17 protein-coding genes are annotated in these 19,211 nt (G+C 72.1%); 10 read left to right on the forward strand and 7 right to left on the reverse strand.

Going from position 1 to position 19,211, the window contains the following annotated elements; genetic code table 11:
- Positions 1-52: 52 nt before the first annotated feature.
- The 5 genes from OG417_RS01045 to OG417_RS01065 all read left to right on the forward strand — a co-directional run bounded on the left by OG417_RS01045 (position 53) and on the right by OG417_RS01065 (position 7,589).
- Positions 53-1,981, forward strand: coding sequence for an nSTAND1 domain-containing NTPase (locus tag OG417_RS01045; RefSeq protein ID WP_329248320.1), 1,929 nt, complete (start codon positions 53-55; stop codon positions 1,979-1,981).
- A gap of 324 nt (positions 1,982-2,305) precedes the next feature.
- The gene (locus OG417_RS01050) at positions 2,306-3,571 is read left to right on the forward strand and encodes an MFS transporter (protein ID WP_329248323.1); all 1,266 of its coding nucleotides are present in this window, start codon (positions 2,306-2,308) and stop codon (positions 3,569-3,571) included.
- A gap of 95 nt (positions 3,572-3,666) precedes the next feature.
- Complete coding sequence (locus OG417_RS01055) at positions 3,667-4,680, forward strand: effector-associated domain 2-containing protein (RefSeq protein WP_329248326.1); 1,014 nt, start codon at positions 3,667-3,669, stop codon at positions 4,678-4,680.
- A 1-nt stretch (position 4,681) separates the two neighbouring features.
- Complete coding sequence (locus OG417_RS01060) at positions 4,682-6,469, forward strand: serine/threonine-protein kinase (protein ID WP_329248329.1); 1,788 nt, start codon at positions 4,682-4,684, stop codon at positions 6,467-6,469.
- A 109-nt stretch (positions 6,470-6,578) separates the two neighbouring features.
- The gene (locus OG417_RS01065; RefSeq protein ID WP_329248333.1) at positions 6,579-7,589 is read left to right on the forward strand and encodes an alcohol dehydrogenase catalytic domain-containing protein; all 1,011 of its coding nucleotides are present in this window, start codon (positions 6,579-6,581) and stop codon (positions 7,587-7,589) included.
- 13 nt (positions 7,590-7,602) lie between these two features.
- Here the strand turns inward: OG417_RS01065 and OG417_RS01070 are convergent, their stop codons facing one another.
- Entirely contained in the window at positions 7,603-8,013 is a 411-nt protein-coding gene (locus tag OG417_RS01070; protein WP_329248336.1) for a nucleoside triphosphate pyrophosphohydrolase family protein, read from the reverse strand.
- Positions 8,014-8,218: 205 nt separating this feature from the next.
- Between OG417_RS01070 and OG417_RS01075 the strand changes: the two genes are divergently transcribed.
- Positions 8,219-9,244, forward strand: coding sequence for a glycoside hydrolase domain-containing protein (locus OG417_RS01075; RefSeq protein WP_329248338.1), 1,026 nt, complete (start codon positions 8,219-8,221; stop codon positions 9,242-9,244).
- Here OG417_RS01075 and OG417_RS01080 read toward each other — a convergent pair.
- Complete coding sequence (locus OG417_RS01080) at positions 9,241-10,002, reverse strand: SDR family NAD(P)-dependent oxidoreductase (RefSeq protein WP_329248341.1); 762 nt, start codon at positions 10,000-10,002, stop codon at positions 9,241-9,243. The two genes, OG417_RS01075 and OG417_RS01080, sit on opposite strands and share 4 nt — an antisense overlap.
- Before the next feature lie 213 nt (positions 10,003-10,215).
- Here OG417_RS01080 and OG417_RS01085 point away from each other — a divergent pair, with 213 nt between their 5' ends.
- Positions 10,216-12,438 carry a terpene synthase family protein gene (locus OG417_RS01085; RefSeq protein ID WP_329248344.1) on the forward strand — a complete coding sequence of 741 codons (2,223 nt, stop codon included), beginning with the start codon at positions 10,216-10,218 and terminating at the stop codon, positions 12,436-12,438.
- Positions 12,439-12,504: 66 nt separating this feature from the next.
- On the opposite strand, the gene OG417_RS01090 is transcribed toward OG417_RS01085, so the two are convergent.
- Positions 12,505-13,455 carry a D-2-hydroxyacid dehydrogenase family protein gene (locus OG417_RS01090; RefSeq protein ID WP_329248347.1) on the reverse strand — a complete coding sequence of 317 codons (951 nt, stop codon included), beginning with the start codon at positions 13,453-13,455 and terminating at the stop codon, positions 12,505-12,507.
- Positions 13,456-13,602: 147 nt separating this feature from the next.
- On the opposite strand from OG417_RS01090, the gene OG417_RS01095 reads away from it, so the two are divergent.
- Positions 13,603-14,370 (forward strand): M48 family metalloprotease, encoded by a 768-nt coding sequence (locus OG417_RS01095; protein WP_329248351.1) that lies wholly within the window; start codon positions 13,603-13,605, stop codon positions 14,368-14,370.
- Here the strand turns inward: OG417_RS01095 and OG417_RS01100 are convergent.
- The 4 genes from OG417_RS01100 to OG417_RS01115 are packed head-to-tail and all read right to left on the reverse strand — an operon-like array spanning position 14,354 to position 16,962.
- The gene (locus OG417_RS01100) at positions 14,354-15,451 is read right to left on the reverse strand and encodes an AAA family ATPase (RefSeq protein ID WP_329248354.1); all 1,098 of its coding nucleotides are present in this window, start codon (positions 15,449-15,451) and stop codon (positions 14,354-14,356) included. The genes OG417_RS01095 and OG417_RS01100 overlap by 17 nt on opposite strands.
- Entirely contained in the window at positions 15,403-16,047 is a 645-nt protein-coding gene (gene pnuC, locus OG417_RS01105) for a nicotinamide riboside transporter PnuC (protein ID WP_329248358.1), read from the reverse strand. Before pnuC ends, OG417_RS01100 begins: the two co-directional genes overlap by 49 nt.
- Positions 16,048-16,057: 10 nt before the next feature.
- The gene (locus OG417_RS01110; RefSeq protein WP_329248361.1) at positions 16,058-16,150 is read right to left on the reverse strand and encodes a DUF397 domain-containing protein; all 93 of its coding nucleotides are present in this window, start codon (positions 16,148-16,150) and stop codon (positions 16,058-16,060) included.
- Positions 16,147-16,962, reverse strand: coding sequence for a helix-turn-helix domain-containing protein (locus OG417_RS01115; RefSeq protein ID WP_329248365.1), 816 nt, complete (start codon positions 16,960-16,962; stop codon positions 16,147-16,149). Before OG417_RS01115 ends, OG417_RS01110 begins: the two co-directional genes overlap by 4 nt.
- Before the next feature lie 117 nt (positions 16,963-17,079).
- On the opposite strand from OG417_RS01115, the gene OG417_RS01120 reads away from it, so the two are divergent.
- Both OG417_RS01120 and OG417_RS01125 read left to right on the forward strand, forming a co-directional pair.
- Positions 17,080-18,138 (forward strand): MFS transporter, encoded by a 1,059-nt coding sequence (locus OG417_RS01120; RefSeq protein WP_329248368.1) that lies wholly within the window; start codon positions 17,080-17,082, stop codon positions 18,136-18,138.
- 113 nt (positions 18,139-18,251) lie between these two features.
- Positions 18,252-19,196 (forward strand): NAD-dependent epimerase/dehydratase family protein, encoded by a 945-nt coding sequence (locus tag OG417_RS01125; RefSeq protein WP_329248371.1) that lies wholly within the window; start codon positions 18,252-18,254, stop codon positions 19,194-19,196.
- The last annotated feature ends 15 nt before the right edge of the window (positions 19,197-19,211 follow it).

A 19,211-nucleotide genomic window follows, 5' to 3' on the forward strand; every position in this document is an offset into this window, starting at 1 on the left:
ACCCCCGCCGAGCACGACCCGTTGGTCATCCCGGTAATGACGTGATCATGCTATGAGCACGCGTTCCCCTTTCGTCGGCTCACGTCCGTTCGACACGGCGGATGAGGCGATCTTCCACGGCAGGGCCCGCGAGGCGGCGGCCCTGGCGAAACTCTGGCGCGATCATCGGGTGACGATCCTCCACGGTCCCGCCGGCGTGGGGAAGACCTCCCTGCTGCGCGCCGGGGTACTGCCCGAACTCGACGCGAGCACGGACTCACACGTGCTGCCCATCGGGCGGCTGGCGTTCCTGGCCGACTTCCCGCTGGCCGCGCTGCCCGACATCAACCCCTTCACGTTCGCGCTGCTCGCGTCCTGGTATCCCGAGGACTCGCCCATGCGCATCGCGGGCTCCTCGATCCGCGGTCTCGTGCGCAAGAACGCCGGTGTCGACCGGCACGGCGACGCGATCCCCGTGCTCGCCGCGATCGACCAGACCGACCTGCTCTTCCTCGGCAGCCACGAGCGAGACGACCATCGCCGGCGGTTCGCCGACGAACTCGTCGAGGCCACGGCGGCCCGGCACGACCTCCATCTGCTCATCGCCGTCCGCACGGAGCACCTCGACGACCTCCAAGCGCTCCTCATGCGCGCGGGCATGCCGGTCCGGCACCTCACCCGGTTCCCGCTGCGCGCCTTCAGCCCCTCCGCCGCCCGTCAGGTGGTCAGCGGCCCGCTGAGCGACACCGGCCATCCGCTCGCGGCGAGCGCCGAGCGGCTCGTCGACGAGCTGGGTGCCGGCGACACCGCCATCGATCCGGCGCTCCTGCAGATCGTGTGCAGCCGCCTGTGGGAGGAGTTCCCTCGGGGTGACGGCGACGACGACGATGCCGACCGCCTGCCGAAGGCGGTCGACCGCGCGCTCGGTGACCACTGCCTGCGGTCGCTGGCGGCGGTCGCGACGGCGTACGGCGAATGGCCGAGCGCGCTGGCCACGTGGTTCCGCCAGGTCTTCGGCCGCAAGCCGGACGCCGACGGGGTCACCGAGGGGCGGCGCCTCACACGCGACCTGCCCAACGCCGTCGTACGCGCGCTGGAGGACGTGCGCCTGCTGGTCGCCGACCGCCACGCGGGCCGGCGCCGCTACCGCCTGCCGCAGGCGCGGCTCCGCCCCGTCGTCCGGCGTCTCGACGCGGAGGCTGCGGCGTCGGTACGGCACGAGCGGCCCCGGCTCGACGCGGCGGAGACGGCGTTCGCGGCCGGCGACCTCGACCTGGCCCGGCGTCTCGCCACGGCGGTGGCCCGCGAGGCCGGCGCCGACCGGCCGGTGCGCGGGGCGGCCGAGTGCCTGCTGGGCACCATCGCGTACGGCCAGGGACGGATGGAAAGGGCCGCCGAACACTACGAGACCGCGATCACCGTGTTCGGCTCGCTGGGCGACACCGCGCACGTCGGCATGCTCCTGGCCGCGGTGGGCCGGTTGAAGATCGGCAGTGAGACGACGGAGGCCGTGAGCCGGCTGCGGGCCGCCCTCACCCAGCTGCCCGGTGACACGTTCGTCAAGACGGCGCTGGCCCACGCCCTGTGGCACGCCGGCCGCGCCCAGGCCGCCATCGCGATCCTCGACGACGCGCTCAGCCAGAACGGCGCGACCCCGGAGGCGATCCGTCTCCGCGGCGAGATGCTGGCCGACCTCAACCGCGCCGAGCCCGCGCTGCGCGACCTGGACCGGGTCAACTACGGCGACCGCCCCTCCAGCCGGGCCGCCTGGTTCCTGGCCAAGAAGACCTGTGCGGACGCCGAGGTCTCCGGGGCCAAGGAGCTCGAACTCGTGGACGGCGCCGGCGACAGCGGTCCGGTGCTGCTCCGCGTCGCCCGGGTCCTGCGGCTGGAAGGGGACGCCGACACCGCGGCCGGGCTGGCCGAGCGCGCGGTCAAGGCCCGGCGGCCTCCGCTCCCCGAGCACCTTCGCAAGGAGGCGGAGCGTCTCATGGCGCGTTGAAACAATTCTCCCGAGCACCATCCGGCCGCGCGGACGGCACTCAGGAAACACGTGCCAGACGTTCCATTTGTCTTTGCGGGAATCCGGTTGGTCATGAGGTGAAGCGCTTCCGGCACTGGTACGGTGCGTAGCCGGGTATCTAGATGACGAGCGTGGCGCCTACCCTGGAGCGCCATTTCTTGCGTGCATCAAAAATGTGATATCGGCAGATGCCCGTTTTGTCCGGCAATGCGCCGGAATAAGCGGTTGCCGTCGTTCGACGGTGCTCTCGTCAGCGGAAAGAACGGCCGATGAGAGCGGTCGCTCCGGAGGAACTCAGCGCCGATGAGATGGCGTGACTTCACACTGCTGTGGAGTGCATCAGCGGCCTCCCAGTTCGGGGGGATGTGCGCCGCGACCGCCAACCCTCTGCTGGCGCTCGTCCTGACCCACTCTCCGGTGTTCGCCGGGTACGTCGGTGCGGCGAGCACCATTCCCGCCCTGTTGATGCACCTGCCCGCGGGCTGGTTCGTCGACCGTTTCAACCGGCGGCTGCTGATGTTCATCGGCCAGCTCGGACGGCTCGCGGCCTGTGCCATGGTCGTCTACGCGCTCGGCTTCGACGCCCATCCCAAACCGGTGCTCGTCGTGGCCGCGCTCTGCGAGGGATCCTTCCTCGTGCTCTACAGCGCCGCCGAGGTCACCGCGGTGCAGCGCGTCGTGAACCCCGCCGAGCTGCCGTCGGCCCTCGCGATGAACGAGGCGCGCGGCCACCTGGCCTTCATGGCGGGCAAACCTCTCGGCGGCTTCCTCTTCGGCCAGCGCGAGTCCTATCCCTATTACGTGAACCTGCTGGCCTCCCTGTGGTCGCTCGTCGCCCTTCTCATGATGGACAAGACGGACTACCAGCCGCAGGGGACCGCCCGTCCCGCGCACGCCCGCTCCCGGATCTCGCTGGTCGACGGCCTGAGAATGGTGATCCTCAACTCGTTCCTGCGCACGGTCGTCGTCGTGTGCTCGGTGGGCAACTTCCTGTTCCAGACCGTCCTGCTGCTCCTCGTCGTCCTGGCCGAACAGCAACACCTGTCCAGCGCGCGGATCGGAGTGCTGCTCGCCACCTCCGGCGTCGGCGGGCTGATCGGATCGGTCGTCGCGCCCAGCGCGGGCAAACACGTACGCGACGAGCGGAACATCATCAAGGTGTGCGTCGTGGCGTGGGCCGCGCTGACCTTCATCGTCGCCGTGTCCGCCCAGCCGGTCGTCGGGCTGATCGCCTGGGGCGGCCTGAGCGTCACGGGCGGCTTCCTCAACGTCGCCATCGTCAACCACCAGACCGGGCAGGTGCCGGAGCATCTGCTCGGACGGGTGATCGGCATCAACCGGTTCCTCACCAGCGGCGCGGTCCCCCTGGGCGCGCTCAGCGCCGGCTACATCGTGGCCGAGCTCCAGCCCCGGGCGGCCGCGTGGTTCGTCTTCGGCGCGATCGTGCTGACGGCGCTCGCGGTGCCGTTGCTGATCCGGCCGGGACGCTGGCTGCCCGCCCGGACGGTGGCACGGATCAAGAAGCGCCTGGCCCTGGAAGAGGTCCGCGAACCCGTCGCGGTTCCATGACGTTTCTGCGTCATCTGACCTTGACGGGCTCGCGGCGGTTCGTGCTACATGGTCTCGGGGGATCGTGATCTAACAGGGGACCGAGGCGACGGCGCATGCCCAGACGTTACGGTGGGTGGACACCCAATGGCCTGTGCTCGCTGTTCGTGTGCGACGTCGCCTCCTTCGGCCACCGTTCGCGCACCGACCTCGACCGCCACAAGATCCGTACGGCGCTCTACGAGGGCCTGCGCAGGAGCTTCGACGACTCCGACGTGCCGTACGACGGGTGTTACCGGGAGGACCGCGGCGACGGCGCGCTCGTCGTGGTCCCGCCGTCCGTCGACACGGCGCTGCTGCTGACCTCGGTGACCGCGCGGCTGCGCGCCGAGGTGCGCCGGCACAACGACGTCTCCATCGAGCCCGCCCGGATGCGGCTCCGGCTGGCCGTGCACACCGGCATCGCGCGCACCGACGCCGAAGGCCTGGTCGGCACCGCCGTCAACCACGCGTTCCGGATCCTGGAGGCGCCCCACCTCAAGGAGATCCTGCGACTGACCGGCGCCGAGCTCGCGCTGATCACCTCCGAACGCGTCCACGACGACGTCATCCGGCATGGCCTGGGGCTGGTGAACCCGGCCGAGTACCACCGGATCGAGCTGCGGGTGAAGGAGACCGTCACCAGCGCGTGGATCACGGTGCCGGGGCTGGCGGCGCCCGTCCGCCCGGTGCCGGCGGCACCGCCCACGATCACCGACGCGGGCGTCGTCGTGTCCGCCGTGCCCACGACGCCGGACCCGCCGCAGCTGCCTCCGCCTCCTGCGGCGATCACGATCGCCGACGGGTCGCCCGTCCTCGGCGACGTCGTCGACCGCGCGCTGGGCGTCCGGCAGCTCCGCAGCCGCCACCTGCGCGACCAGATCGTCGCCGAGCTCCCGCTGGCCCTGGCGACGCTGATCAAACCCCGGCGGTCCGGCGACGACCGTACGGACCTGACCGCGATCATCTGTTCCTGTGAGGAGCATCCGAACGGGCTGAGCGACCTGCTCCGCGTCGTCCGGCAGTTCGCGGGCGACTCGGTCGAGGTGGACGACCTCAGAAAGTCGATCGACGAGCTGGGGCAAGCGTAGAGTGCCGGGCCCCTATCCCCGGCTCCCCGGCGACCCGGACCGGATCGAGGAGTACCAGCTGATCGCCCGGCTGGGCGAGGGCGGCCAGGGCGTCGTCTACCTGGCGACGACCAAGGACGGCCGCAAGGTCGCGATCAAACTGCTGCATCCGTGGTTCAGCGGCACCGTGCGCGGGCGGCGGCTGTTCGCCCGGGAGATCGAGGCCGCCGGGCGGGTGAAGAACTACGCGGCACGGGTCCTCGACTCCGGCGAGCTCCTGGGCCGGCCGTACATCGTCAGCGAGTACATCGCCGGAGAGTCCGTCCTGGAGCGGGTGCACCGGGACGGGCCGTACGGCTCCGGTGAGCTGCTGACGCTCGCCACCGGCACCGCCTCCGCGCTCGCCGCGATCCACGCGGCGGGCCTGGTGCACTGCGACTTCAAGCCGGGCAACATCCTGACCGGCCCCGACGGCGCGCGCGTCGTCGACTTCGGGATCGCCCGCGCGCTCGCCACGATCGCCCAACCGGACCGCGACCGGCGGGGGACGCCCCCGTACATGGCGCCGGAGCAGGTCACCGGCGGGCCGCTGGGGCCGCACACCGACGTGTTCGCGTGGGCGTCGACGATGGTCTTCGCCGCGACGGGCAAGCCGCCGTTCGGGTTCAGCGACGACGACTACGGCCACGGCGTGATGTACCGCATCACGCACGACGAGCCCGAGGTCGGCGGGGTGCCCGAGCCGCTGCTCGACGTCGTCTCGGTCTGCCTGCTGAAGAACCCGGCCAAGCGGCCCAGCGCCACCGACGTGGTGTCCATGCTGAACCACCGGACCACGTCGGGTTCGCTGCCGGCCGGCACGCCGATCGGCGACCCGCTGACCGGGCACACCCGCACCATCGCCTGCGCGACGTACGGACGGCTCGGCGACCGCCCGATCGCGGTGACCGGCGGGCACGACCGCACCGCGCGGGTGTGGGACCTGGCCGCGCACCAGCAGTACGGCCCGCCGCTGCGGCACGACACCGCCGTCCTGGCGGTGGCCTGCGGACGGCTGGGCGACCGCTCGATCGCGATCACCGGCTGCCAGGACCACGCGTTGTACCTGTGGGACCTGGAGACCGGGAAGCCGGCCGGCGAGCCGCTGCGCGGCCACACCGGCGCGGTCGTCTCGATCGCGCTCGGCGTGCTCGACGGCCGCCCGGTGGCGGTGAGCGTGAGCGACGACCGGTCGGTACGCCTGTGGGACCTCACCGAGCGCCGCGAGGCCGGCCCTCCGCTGGTCCACAACAACAGCGTCATGTCGGTGGCGTGCGGCCAGGTCGACGGGCGCACCGTCGCGGTCGTCGGCGGCGCGTGGGACCAGTCGGTGCGCGTCCTCGACCTCGGCGACCGGCGTCCGACCGGACTGCCGCTGACCGGGCACACGAACTCGGTCATGTCGGTGACGTGCGGACGGCTGGCGGGCCGGCCGGTCGCGATCACGGGCGGATACGACCAGACCGTACGCGTGTGGGACCTGGCCACCCGGCATGAGACGGGCGAGCCGCTGGTGCACACCTGCGCGGTCATGTCCGTGGCGTTCGGCGTACGCGGCGGGCGGCCGACCGTGCTGACCAGCGGCGCCGACCGCGCCGTCCGCGTGTGGGACCTGACCACCCGCGAGCAGCTCGGCGACCCCCTCCCCGCCGGCCCCTCGCCGGCCGAGCCGACCGTACCGGTCGCCTTCGGCGAACTCGCCGGTCACCCGATCGCCATCACCTGCGGGGAGAACCTCGCGATCACCCTGTGGAGCCTCGGCGCCTCCTGAGGCTCCCGGCCCGGAGCGTGCCGGGCCCGGCCGTCGCCGACCTCGCGCCATGCCTGTCCGGGCGGCCCGTTTACGCTCGTCACAACGGCGACAGAATCGGGGTCCACTCATGCTTACGGCCATTGCCACCGCGGTCGATGAGCCGCTCACACTCACCGAACGCGAGGTGCCCGAACCCGGACAGGGCGAGGTCCTCGTCAAGATCACCGCGTGCGGGATCTGCTACACGGACCTGGACCTGCTCCAGGGCCAGTGGCCCATCGCCCGCTTCCCGGTCGTCCCCGGCCACGAGATCACGGGCGTGGTGGCCGCGACCGGTCCGGGCGTGTCATGGCCGGAGGTCGGCGTCTCCGTGGGCGCGCAGTTCCTCGGCGACTCCTGCCGCCACTGCGACTACTGCGTGCGCGGCGAGCAGATCCTCTGTCCTCAGAAGCGCATCACGGGCATCGTCATGGACGGCGGTTACGCCGAATACGCCGTCCTCAAGGCCGACTTCGTGACGCCGCTGCCGGAGGGGCTCGACCCGGTCGCCGCGGCCCCGCTGATGTGCGCGGGCCTGACCGCCTTCAACAGCCTGCGGCAGGCCGGGACCACCGCCGCCTCGCGCGTCGCGGTCATCGGCGCCGGTGGTGTCGGCGCGCTGGCGGTCCGCTACGCCGTCGCCATGGGAGCCCGCGTGGCCGTCATCGGCCGGTCGAACCGGGGCGAGGCGGCGGCGAGGGAGCTGGGCGCCGAGCGGTTCATCGCCACCCAGGACTCCGACCCGGCCGAAGCTCTCCGTGCCTGGGACGGCGGCGCGAACGTGATCCTCAACGCCACCCCGTCCACCGCGGCCGCGTCGGCGACGCTCACCGGGCTGGCACCCGACGGCACGCTCGTGCTGTGCGGGTACGACTCCGAGCCGCTGACCCTGCCCACCCAGCCGATGGTCCTCAACCGGCTGCACGCCATGCTCAACCCCTCCGGCTCCCCGCACGACGCGCGCGACACCCTCGCGTTCTCGGCGGCGCACGGCATCCTGCCCGAGTTCACCCCGATCGGCCTGCGCGACGCCAACACGGTGCTCGACGCCATGGCGAAGGGCCGGTCCGGCAAGCGGTCGATCATCACCTTCGACTGATCGGTGCGGACCTTCAAGGGACGCGGGACTGCTCGCGGAGGACGCCCGCCACGTCCGGCGGCGTGTAGCGGGAGGACTTCATGACCTTGCCGTCCTCGCGCAGCACCGCCCGGCCGTCGGCCTCGAACTTGGTCATGTTCGAGCGGTGGACCTCGGCCAGCACCGCGTCGAGGTCGATCCCGTAGGTCACGGCCGCGCCGTAGGCGACGTAGACGATGTCGGCCAGCGCATCGGCGATGCCCACGATGTCGCGGTCTTCGGTGGCGGCGGCGAACTCCTCGACCTCCTCGACGAGCAGGCGCACGCGGAGCGCCGCGAGGTCGGCGGGCACGTCGGCCGTGGGTGCGTCGTTGCGCGGCAGGCCGAAGGCGGCGTGGAACGCGGCGACGTCGGACGCGACGCTCCCGGAGCGAGACGATGACATGCGAAAAGCCTGGCACAGCGACGGCGGGGGCCGCTGCCGGTCGCGAAAGCGACGAGTGGCGTTCCCGTCCCTGTGGCGGGCGCGCGCTCAGTGGCTCTTTAGCGTCAAGCCCCCACAAATTTCGCAATTCCGTACAACACTGGATCCTGGCCGCATCGCCGAACCAACGGCCGGGAGGTCAGGATGAAACGTCCGACGAGACGCCGTGCCTGAGGGGATCGACTACGCCTTCGGGCGTCCCTCCATGTCCGCGCTCACGTCCGCCGGTATCGAATTCGTCTGCCGGTACCTGTCGCACAGTCCATCGAAGAACCTCACCGCGTCCGAGGCCCGCAGGCTGACCGACGCCGGCATCTGGATCGTCGTCGTCTGGGAGACCACCGCCAAGCGCGCGCTCGCCGGCCGGGCGGCCGGCGCCGCGGACGCCAGAGACGCTCGCACTCAGGCGCGGGACTGCGGGATGCCCGACGGCCGCCCGGTCTACTTCGCCGTCGACTGGGACGCCTCGTCGGGCCAGCAGAGCGCCATCAACGCCTACCTCGACGGCGCCGCCTCGGTCCTCGGCCGGGACCAGGTCGGCATCTACGGCGGGTACGGCCCGGTGAAGCGCGCCCTGGACGGCGGCCACGCCACCTGGGCGTGGCAGACCTACGCCTGGTCCGGCGGAAAGTGGGACAAGCGAGCCCACCTGCAGCAGTACAGCAACGGCCACACCATCGGCGGCGTCGGCTGCGACTACGACCGGGCCGAGAAGAGCGACTACGGACAGTGGCGCGTCGGCGTCACGCCGGGAGGAGACGACGACATGGCCCTGGTGTGCAGCCTCGGCGTCGACGGCACGCAGGTCATCGACGCCGGCACGAACGCCGACATCAAGTTCACCAAGGAGTACAGCGACAAGCACGGTCTCCACGGCGAGAACGGCGTGTCGGTGGCGATCGCGACCGCGGCGTACTGGGTCAACGCGGACGCGCTGTTCGAACTGCGCGGCCTCGCCCCCGGCACGAAGATCGACGTGGCGTGGACCCGGGTCAAGGACGACGGGAGCTTCATCGACGACCCGTGGCGGCTCACCTACACCGCCGACGAGAACGGCACGATCCGCGACCAGATCGGCGGCCAGTTCGGCGTCGACGCCACGAACCGGCTGCGGATGTGCGTCTACAACACCTCCGACCAGGCCGTCACCGTGCAGAGCTGCCTGGCCAAGGTCTCGCTGCTGAAGTACTAACGCAGGTAGGAGGCGCCGTTGAGGTCGATCACCGCGCCGCTGGCCCACAGCGCGTCCGGCGAGGCGAGCCAGGCCACCGCCGCGGCGACCTCCTCCGGCTCGGCGACGCGTCCGAACGGGCTCTGCGCCCGGACGCCGTCGCCCGCCGGGCCGGACAGCAGCGCCTCGGCCATGTCCGTCCGTACGAACCCCGGGGCGACGGCCGCGACGCCGATGCCGTGCGGCGCGAGGGCGACCGCCAGCGACTGGGTCATCGCGTGGACCGCCGCCTTGCTCGCCCCGTACGCGACGGCGACCGGCTCGCCGCGGTAGGCGCCGCGCGAGCCGATGTTGATGATCCGCGCGCCTTCGGCGCCCTCGGGGCGCGTGCGCAGGTGGTCGACGACGCACCAGGTCACGTTGGCCGTGCCGTGCACGTTGACGTCGATGACACGCCGCCAGCCCTCGTGCCACTCCTCGTAGGAGGTCGCGTCGATCGGCCGGCCGCCGTGGGCCGCCGCGTTGTTGACCAGCACGTCGACGCCGCCGAGACCGGCGATCGCCTCGGCGACGAACCGCTCGACCCGCGCCGGGTCGGCGAGGTCGCCGGAGACGACGACGTGGCCCTCTCCCGGAAGGCCGGCGGCGACGGCCCGCGCGGCGGCGACGTCGGATCCGCAGTGGACGGCGACGGTGAAGCCGTCCGCCGCCAGCCGCGCGGCCACCGCCGCCCCGATGCCTCGCGAACCACCAGTGACGAGCGCACGCTTTCCGGACACGCGATCCCTCCTTAAAGGTTGTCCGATGAACGTAGCGCGCCGAGGAGCCGCGGGCCGCACGGGCCGGCCCTGGGACCGGAAGCCGGCATCACCGGGTTCGCCGTATAACGGGCAATTTCGACATTAGCCGCAATTCCCTACGACGCAAAAGGATCACATTGTCATTTCTTGATCCGAGTATTGCCGACGTCGCCATGGGGTAAGCCTTTTTCCATGCAGCCTTTCGTCATGCCTGACTTCTACATGCCGTATCCCGCCCGAATCAACCCAAATCTGGAGCGTTCACGAGAACACAGCACCGCCTGGGCCCGAAAGATGGGAATGCTCGACTCCCCCAAACCCGGAGGCGGTCTCATCTGGGATGAAACGGACTTGGCGCGGATGGATTACGGCCTGATGTGCGCCTATACCCACCCGGACTGCGACGGCCCGGCCCTGGATCTGATCACTGACTGGTACGTCTGGGTGTTCTTCTTCGACGATCAGTTCCTCGAAAAGTTCAAGTACTCCCGCGACCTCCCGGCCGCCAAGGCGTACGTCGACCGGCTCGAGCTGTTCATGACCGCCGGCGACGAAACCTCGCCGGAGCCGGAGAACGCCGCCGAGGCGGGGCTCAAGGACCTGTGGGAGCGCACCGTCCCGGCGATGTCGGACGACTGGCGGCGCCGGTTCACGCTCAGCACCCACAACCTGATGGTCGAGTCGATGTGGGAGCTGGACAACATCGACCAGGGCCGGATCGCCAACCCGATCGAGTACGTCCAGATGCGGCGACGCGTCGGCGGCGCCCCCTGGTCGGCCAATCTGGTGGAGTACGCCGCGGGCGCCGAACTGCCCGAGCGGTTCGCCCGGACGCGGCCGATGCAGGTGCTGTCGGACACCTTCTCCGACGCCGTCCACCTGCGCAACGACCTCTACTCCTACGAGCGCGAGGTCCGGCAGGAAGGAGAGAACTCCAACGCCGTCCTGGTCTTCGAGCGCTTCTTCGGCTGCCCGACGCAGGAGGCCGCCGAACTGGTCAACGACCTGCTGACCTCGCGGCTCCAGCAGTTCGAGACCACCGCGCTGACCGAGGTGCCGAGCCTGCTCGCCGAGGGCGGCGCGTCCCCCGCCGAGCAGATCGCGGTCGCCGCGTACGTCAAGGGCCTGCAGGACTGGCAGTCCGGCGGGCAGGAGTGGCACGCCCGGTCCAGCCGGTACATGAACGACGCATCATCGCTGCCGTCCGGGCCGACCGGCCTGGGCACCTCGGCCGCCACCGTCGCGATGGGTCTGCGGCACCGCATCCGGCAGCACTCCTTCCGCGCGTACGAGCCGGTCGGCCCCCTGCCGCTGCCGGAGCCGTACATGCCCTTCACGCACCGCACGAGCCCGCACCTCGACGACGCGCGGCGCTACTCCGTGGGGTGGGCGCGGGCCATGGGCTTCTTCGACCCGGTGCCGGGAGCGCGGGCCGGCGTCTGGGACGAAAAGCGCTTCATCGGCCTCGACCTGGCCCACTGCGCCTCGATGATCCACGCCGACGCCGAGCCCGAGCAGCTGCACCTGTCCACCGACTGGCTGTCCTGGGGCACCTACGGCGACGACTACTTCCCCGCGGTCTTCGGATCGAGCCGCAACCTGCCGGCGGCCAAGGCCTGCAACGACCGGCTGTCCCTGTTCATGCCGCTGGAGGAGGGCCTGCCGGTCCCCGAGCCGGCGAACCCGCTCGAGTGCGGCCTGGCCGACCTGTGGCGCCGTACGGCCGGACCGATGACGGACCGCGCGCGGCGCCGGTTCCGTACGGCGGTGGAGGACATGACGGCGAGCTGGCTGTGGGAGCTGGCGAACCAGGCGCTGGGCCGCGTGCCGGACCCGATCGACTACGTCGAGATGCGGCGCAAGACGTTCGGCTCGGACATGACGAGGAGCCTGGCCCGCCTCGCCCACGCCGAGACCGTCCCGGACGAGATCTACCGGACCCGCGTCATGCACGAGCTGGAGACCGCGGCCCAGGACTACGCGTGCTTCACCAACGACCTGTTCTCCTACCAGAAGGAGATCGAGTTCGAGGGCGAGCTGCACAACATCGTCCTGGTCATCCAGAACTTCCTCGGCGTCGACCGTCTCACCGCCCGCGACATCACGGCCGAGCTCATGACCGCCCGGATGCACCAGTTCGAGCACATCGCGACCGCCGACCTGACGGTGATGTTCGAGGAGCACGACCTGGACGAGGAGGCCCGTGCCGTCATCGCCCGCGACGTCCAGGACCTGAAGGACTGGATGTCCGGCATCCTGGAGTGGCACCGCCGATGCGTCCGCTACACCGAGCCCGAGCTCCTGCGCCTGCGCAGCGAGGCGATGACCCCACCACTCCCGCACCCACCCCACGCCGGCCTGGGCACCTCGGCCGTACGCGTGCCCGCACGCCCCACCCAAGAGTCCCGTCCCTGACCCGGGGGCCGCCGGCGTGCCCGTCCTGTTCCCGGGCGGGCGCGCCGGTGGATCAGACGGGCTCGGCTACAGCGTGCGGATCGGCGCGCCGTTCAGGAAAGCGGCGATGTCCTCCACCGCGTGCGAGTAGAAGATCCGGTAGCTCTCCTCGGTGACGTACCCCATGTGCGGCGAGAGGAGCGTACGCGGCGAGGAGCGCAGCCAGTGGTCCTGCGGCAGCGGCTCGACGTCGAACACGTCGAGCCCCGCCCCGGCGATCCATCCCTCTTCGAGCGCTCTCCGGAGGGCGTCCTGGTCCACCAGCCCGGCGCGTGAGGTGTTGACGAAGAACGCGCTGGGCTTCATGACCCGCAGGTCGGGCTCGCCGATCAGGCCTCGGGTACGGTCGCTCAGCGCCATGTGCAGCGACACGATGTCCGCCGAGCCGAACAGCTCGCGCCTGTCAGCGAGCGTCACCTCGTGCTCGGCGGCCCGCTCCGCCGTCAGGTTCGGGCTCCACGCGATGACGTTCATGCCGAACGCCAGGCCGACCCGGGCCACCCGCGCGCCCAGCCGGCCGAGCCCCACGACGCCGAGCGTACGGCCCTCCAGGTCGAGGCCGACGGCCTCCTGCCAGCGGCCCGCCCGGATCCGGGCGTCGTCGGCCGCGACGGTCCGTACGAGTCCGAGGATCAGGGCCCAGGTGAGCTCGGCCGTACCCCCGGCGCTGCCGCGGGTGCCGGAGACGACGACGCCGAGTTCCCGCGCCGCGTCCAGGTCGATCGATGCGTTGCGCATACCCGTCGTGACCAGCAGCCGCAGCCGCGGCAGGCGCGCGAGCACGTCGCGGGGAAAGGGCGTGCGCTCCCGCATCGCCACGACCACCTCGAACGGCTCCAGCGCGGCCACCAGGGCGTCGGGGTCGGCGATGTGCTCGGCGAAGAAGCGCGTCGAGACGCCGGGCAGCCCCTCCCAGTCCGCCATGGAGGCGGCCACCCGCTGATAGTCATCCAGAACGGCGACCCGAACCTCACCCACGCCTACTCCTTCGACAAGCGACCGGGGGCCTGCGCCCCGCAAGATGAGCGTAGGAGCCGCGGCGCGACGCGCCGTCTCCGGGTCGGAGGCCCCGCCTCGGTGCCGAGGCCCGCAGCCGACGCGCCGCCCGGGTTTACGCTGCCGGGCATGCTCCCCGCTGGACTGGACACGATCGGGCTCCCGGCGGCGTCACGGCCGATGCCCGGGCGCGGACGCTGGCTGGCCTGGTGCTGGGGCTCGTTCGCCGTGTCGGTCGCGGTGACGGCGGTCGTCGTGGCGGCCGGGTACTCCGCGGCGTCGCTGTTCGTCGAACCGCTGGCCCAGCTCATCGTCTTCGCGACACTTCCCGTCATCCGCCACCTGCGGCTGGCCGGCCTGCGGGGCGACGGCCGGTACCGCACCGTTCCGGCGCCCGCGCTGAGCGCCGCGATGCTGGCCGTCGCCGGGCCGAGCGGCGTGCGCGAGGTCACGGTGCGCGTCGGCCAGGTCGGTGGGTTCGCGCGCTGCTTCCGCGCCGGCCGGCGGACCGTCGTGCTGGTGCACGAACGCCTGCCGGTGGTGCCGGAGGCCGCGCGGTTCTTCCTCGCGCACGAGGCCGCTCACCTGGCCCGTTACGACGTCTTCCGGCGGCCGGCCGCCTTCATGACCGCGCTCGTGTGCCTCTTCGACCTGGGCGCGGTGTGGCCGCCCGCGCTGATCCCGGGCGTGGTCGCGGTCGTCGCCGTCGTCGCCGTCGTCAACCGGGCCGGTGAGCGCGACTGCGACCGGCTGGCCGTACGCTGGGTCGGCCTCGCCGCGGCCGAGCGGGCGTTCTCGGTGGTCCAGCGGGCGTACCGCCGTTCGGTACGGTCGCTGTTCGTCCATCCCACACCGGCACAGCGGCTCGCCGCCTGCCGGATCAGCGCGGAGGCGTGAAGGTCCAGCCCTTGCCGAGGAGGGCGTCGATCGCGTCGACGGCCTCGCTCAGGCGGCGCTCGTGCGGGCCGGTCACGGCAATGTGCGGGAGGCGGCGTCGCCGCAGTTCTTCGGCGAACCGCGCCGACATCGCCTCGCGGATCGTCTCGCCGTCGCGCCAGCCGTCCTGCTCGAACGGCACGCCGGTCGTGCCGGTGAGGATCCACAGGTCATGATGGGTACGCGCCAGCGGCGGCGCCGGAGTGCCGACGTAGCGCTCGTGCCACAGCTCGGTGGCGAAGGTGTCGGTGTCGCAGATCAGCAGCGGTGAGCCCGCCCTCGCGGCGGCCTCCTCCCCGGCGAGCTGGCGTTCGGCGATCAGGGTGAACTCCTCCGACGTCCAGTCGAGGTCGCCGAGCCACCGGCGCGGGTCGCGGCGGCGGGCCAGGGCGAGCTTCTCCTCGCAGTACAGCCGCCCGTACTCCGGCACCCACCGCGTCGCCGCCCACACCCCGCCGCGCCGCGCGTAGTGGGCGGCCAGGGCCCGGGCAAGTGTCGTGGTGCCCGTTGACTCCGCGCCGAGGACCACGACTCGGCGGGCCAGGTAGGCGCGGACGGGCGGGGACAGCCACTCCCAGCAGGCCACCGGGTCGGCGCGGACGGCCGTGCCGCTGACCGGGTGACGCGTGCGCGCCGGGTCGACCGGCACGTGCTCGGCGTCGAGGCGCCGGGCCAGCTCGGGGCCGTAGTCCTCGGAGCTGAACACCACGTCGACCGGGTCCGCCGCGGCGGCGCGGAAGACCTCGACGTGCGCCGCCCAGACCGCGTCCGAGCCGTAGTCGACCTCGTGGTCGTCGACCGCCGCGACGATCTCGACGTGCGGCTGCGGATGGCGTTCGCGCAGCCAGGCGGCGCGCAGGGCGATCGGGATGGTCTCCGCCGGGGAGGCGGCGACCACGACGGTCAGCCGGGCGCACCGCGCGGCGGCGGTGTCGATGAGGTGGTGGTGACCGGCGTGCGGCGGGTAGAACTTGCCGATCACCAGGCCGTGGCTCACGTCGCCGCCGGTACGGCCTGCCGCGCCGCCCACTCGCGCCGCCACGCGACCAGCCCGGCCACGCACAGCGCCAGGAACAGCACGTACAGCACGCTCGTCAGGTACAGGTGCTTGTAGGCGTACAGCGGGATGTAGATCAGGTCGGCGGCGATCCACAGCCACCACGACTCCAGCAGCTTGCGGCTCTGCCCGTACGTCGCGGCGAGTGAGATCGTGGTCGTCAGCGCGTCCCAGAACGGCACGGTGGAGTCGGTCCAGGCGCTGAGCATCCAGGTCAGCAGGGCGGTCGCGGCGACACCGGCCACGGCCAGCCCGAGCCACTCGGCTCCCGAGGTGCGCTGTGTGACGAGTTCGGTACGGCCCCGGCCGCCGTACAGCCACTGCCACCAACCCCACACCTGGAGCAGGACGTAGACGCCCTGCAGGCCCGCGTCGGCGTACAGCCCGCCGTCCACGAAGATCAGGCCGAGCAGGAGGACGTTGGCGATGCCCACCGGCCAGTTCGCGATGTGCTGGCGGACGACGAGCCAGACGTTGACCGCGCCGGTGACGAAGCCGAGCACCTCTCCCCAGGACGTCGGCGTGCTCCCGAGAGTGAACGCCGGATGGAGCAGCGGCCCCAGAAGGTCGTGCAGCGACATGACCTTGAAATTACCTGTTGGCGACGGTGGCCACCTCGACGCACTCGCCGCCGTTGCTGCCGGAGCGGCTGCTCTTGCGCCACTCGTCGTAGGCCGGGGTCACAGCCGCTCCCGTGTCCGCTTGATGAGTTCGAGGGATGCCGCGGCCGTCTCCGTCACCAGGTGCAGGGCCTGGTAGACGGCGAACCAGCCGTGGACCTGCTCGGGCCGTTCCTGGAAGTGCCCGCGCTGATGGTCTTCGGTATAGGCGATGTCCGGTTCGTCGGCGAAGCTCAGGATCGTGAACGCGGACGTCAGCCCGGCGTGCGCGCCGGTCGCCAACGGGATGACCTGAACGGTGATGCCCGGGCGCTGCGCGGCCTCCACCAGGACGTCGAGCTGCGCGCGGTGGATCTCCGGCCCGCCGATCGGGCGCAGGAGCGCGGTCTCGTCGATGACCAGCCACAGCGTGGGAGGATCGTCGCGGGCGAGGATCTCCTGACGCTCCAGCCGGGCGGCGAGAAGGCTCTCGACCGTCTCCGGCCGGGCGCTCGGACGACCCGCCGCGATCAGCGCACGCGCGTAGTCGGGCGTCTGGAGCAGGCCGGGCACGACCAGCGCGTGATACTGGCGGATCACGGCGGCGCGGCTCTCGGCGTCGATGTACCGGTCGAAGGAGATGACCGGGTGCGGCTCCTCGTACCTGATCAGGTCGAAGATGTCGAGGAGGACTTTCTCCGGCAGTCCGAGTACCTTTTCGAGCTCGATGACCGCCTGCTTCTGCGGGCACAGCTGGCCGGTCTCCAGGTTGCTGAGCCACCCGTTGCTGTAGTTGACGAGACCGGCGAGATAGTCCTGTGTCATGCCGGCCGCCTCGCGGTGCCGCCGGATCGCCGCACCGAGGGTCCGGAGGGAGGGACTGATGGGCTTGTTCATGGACGGCATTATCGAGCGTTACCTGATGAGGACTCAGCGTAATCGCGAGATGGCCGGCTCTTCGTCGTCCTCTCCGCCCGCTGTCCTTTCGACGCCCGGCCGCGCGACGGGCGGCCGATGAGGGCCCTGCTCTGGGTGCGCGTGCTCAACCAGGTCGGCGCGTTCGCGCTCGCGTTCCTCGCGGTGGTGGCCGGTCCGCGCCTGGTCACGCCGGTGCTCACGGTCTTCGGCGTCGCGGCGCTGGCCTCGCGCTGGGCCGGCGGCGTGCTGCTCGACCGGGTACGGCCGCGCACCCTCGTGGTCGCCGGCCTGGCCGCGACCGGCGTGGCGCTGCTCGCGCTCGCCGCCGCGCGCACGCCGTGGCAGATCCTGGCCGCGACGGCGGCGACGGGCCTCGCCTTCGAGCTGTACGAGCCCGCCACGAGCGAGTTCCTCGCCCGGCTCGCCGAGGGCGATCGGCGGCGCGACGCGTACGCCCTGCTCGGCACCGCTCTCGCCGCGGCGGGCGCGGTGTCCGGGCTGCTGGCCGCGGTGCTGCTGCCGTTCGGGGTCCACCGGCTGCTGCTCGCCGACGCCGCCACCTGCCTGGCCGCGGCGGCGGTCGCGCAGGCGTTCCTGCCCCGGCCGCCGGTCGAGGCGCCCGCACGCCGGAGGGAGCGCTGGCGTCCGCCGGTCCGCCTGGTCCGGTTGACGGTCTCCGCCACCGCGTACGCCTTCGGATACCTGGCCGTCCTGATGTTCGCGCCGTTCGTGCTGCTCCAGCGCGGCGCCCCGGCCTGGCTGCCGGGCCTCATGCTGGCGGCCGCCGCCCTGCTCGCGCCGCTGTCCCGGCGTCCGCTGTCGGGCCGACCGCGCACGGCGCTCCTGCTCTCCTGCGCCCTCGCCGTGACGATGGCCCTCGTACGGGACGTCCCGCTGACCGTGACGGCCTACCTGGCGTGGGTGATGGCGGGCAGTGCGCTGCTGGGTCACTGGCCGGCGCTGGCGGCCGACGCGGCGCCCGCCGCCGACCGGCCGCGGTGGTTCGCCTTCCTCGGGCTGTCGTGGGGTGTGGCCCAGCCGGCCGTGCCCGGCGTCGTCGGCCTGGTCGCGGCGGTCGGCGGGCGTACCGCCGCGGCGCCGCTGGCCGCCGCGGTCGCGTTCGTCGTCGCGGCCGGTGTGGATCCGCGCCGGTGACCGAATGTGGCGTGGATCACTGCCCGCCCTGTCACGCCGGAGGATGCTCCCCCGTCCTGTTGCCGTAGTCGACGCACCCCGGCGTGGACGCCGGGACGGACAGAGGAGTGACCATGCGAGTTCTCGTCGCGGGAGCCACCGGAGTGATCGGCGCGCGGATGGTTCCGCTGCTGGGCGCGGTGGGCCACGAGGTGCTGGGCCTCGCCCGGCCGGGAGGCGACACGGCCGCGCTCGAGGCGGCGGGCGCGACGCCGGTCGTGGCGGACGCGCTGGACCGGGACGGACTGTGCCGGGCGGTCCGGCAGGCGGCGCCGGACGCGGTGGTGAACATGCTCACCGCGATCCCGGCCGAAATCGATCCTCGGCACCTGGCGCACGACTTCGCGCTGACCGGCCGGCTGCGGACCGAGGGCACCCGGAACCTGATCGAGGCGGCACCCGGAGCACGGATCATCAGCCAGGGCCTGGCCTACGGCTACCAGCCCGGCGAGGACCTGGCCGATGAGGACGCCCCGCTGTGGCGGACCGGCACGCCCAAGCAGTTCGTGCCGGTGCTGGCCGCGCTGGCCGAGCTGGAACGCCTGACCACGCAGGCGGGTGGGCTGGTGCTGAGGCTGGGCCACCTGTACGGACCCGGCTCGATCTACGCCGCCGACGGATCGTTCGTCCGGCAGGTACGGGCCGGGAAGGTCCCGCTGGTCGGCGGAGGGAACGCGGTGTTCTCCTTCACCCACGCCGACGACGTGGCGACCGCCGTGGCCGCCGCGCTGGACAAGCCCGACGTCACCGGTGTGCTGAACATCGTCGACGACCGGCCCGCACCGCTGCGCGAGTGGCTGCCGGAGCTGGCCGCCGTACTCGGCGCGCCGGCGCCCAAGAAGGCACCTGCCGCTCTGGCCCGCCTGGCGGTCGGGAGCTGGGGCGTGGCGTTCATGAACCGCCTGCGCGGCGCCGCGAACACCCGCGCCCGGCTCCACCTGGACTGGCGTCCCCGCTACACGTCGGTGAGCGAAGGGTTCCCCGCCGAGCTGGCGGACGGAATGGCCCCGGGCGCATGAGCGTTACCGCGATCC

This window comes from Actinoallomurus sp. NBC_01490 (assembly GCF_036227085.1).
GTDB classification, from domain to species: domain Bacteria; phylum Actinomycetota; class Actinomycetes; order Streptosporangiales; family Streptosporangiaceae; genus Actinoallomurus; species Actinoallomurus oryzae.

Coding starts and splice junctions, on each gene's coding strand:
- OG417_RS01045 (WP_329248320.1), top strand. CDS start 53: ATGAGCACGCGTTCCCCTTTCGTCGGCTCACGTCCGTTCGACACGGCG.
- OG417_RS01050 (WP_329248323.1), top strand. CDS start 2,306: ATGAGATGGCGTGACTTCACACTGCTGTGGAGTGCATCAGCGGCCTCC.
- OG417_RS01055 (WP_329248326.1), top strand. CDS start 3,667: ATGCCCAGACGTTACGGTGGGTGGACACCCAATGGCCTGTGCTCGCTG.
- OG417_RS01065 (WP_329248333.1), top strand. CDS start 6,579: ATGCTTACGGCCATTGCCACCGCGGTCGATGAGCCGCTCACACTCACC.
- OG417_RS01070 (WP_329248336.1), bottom strand. CDS start 8,013: ATGTCATCGTCTCGCTCCGGGAGCGTCGCGTCCGACGTCGCCGCGTTC.
- OG417_RS01085 (WP_329248344.1), top strand. CDS start 10,216: ATGCAGCCTTTCGTCATGCCTGACTTCTACATGCCGTATCCCGCCCGA.
- OG417_RS01095 (WP_329248351.1), top strand. CDS start 13,603: ATGCTCCCCGCTGGACTGGACACGATCGGGCTCCCGGCGGCGTCACGG.
- pnuC (WP_329248358.1), bottom strand. CDS start 16,047: ATGTCGCTGCACGACCTTCTGGGGCCGCTGCTCCATCCGGCGTTCACT.
- OG417_RS01115 (WP_329248365.1), bottom strand. CDS start 16,962: ATGAACAAGCCCATCAGTCCCTCCCTCCGGACCCTCGGTGCGGCGATC.
- OG417_RS01120 (WP_329248368.1), top strand. CDS start 17,080: ATGAGGGCCCTGCTCTGGGTGCGCGTGCTCAACCAGGTCGGCGCGTTC.
- OG417_RS01125 (WP_329248371.1), top strand. CDS start 18,252: ATGCGAGTTCTCGTCGCGGGAGCCACCGGAGTGATCGGCGCGCGGATG.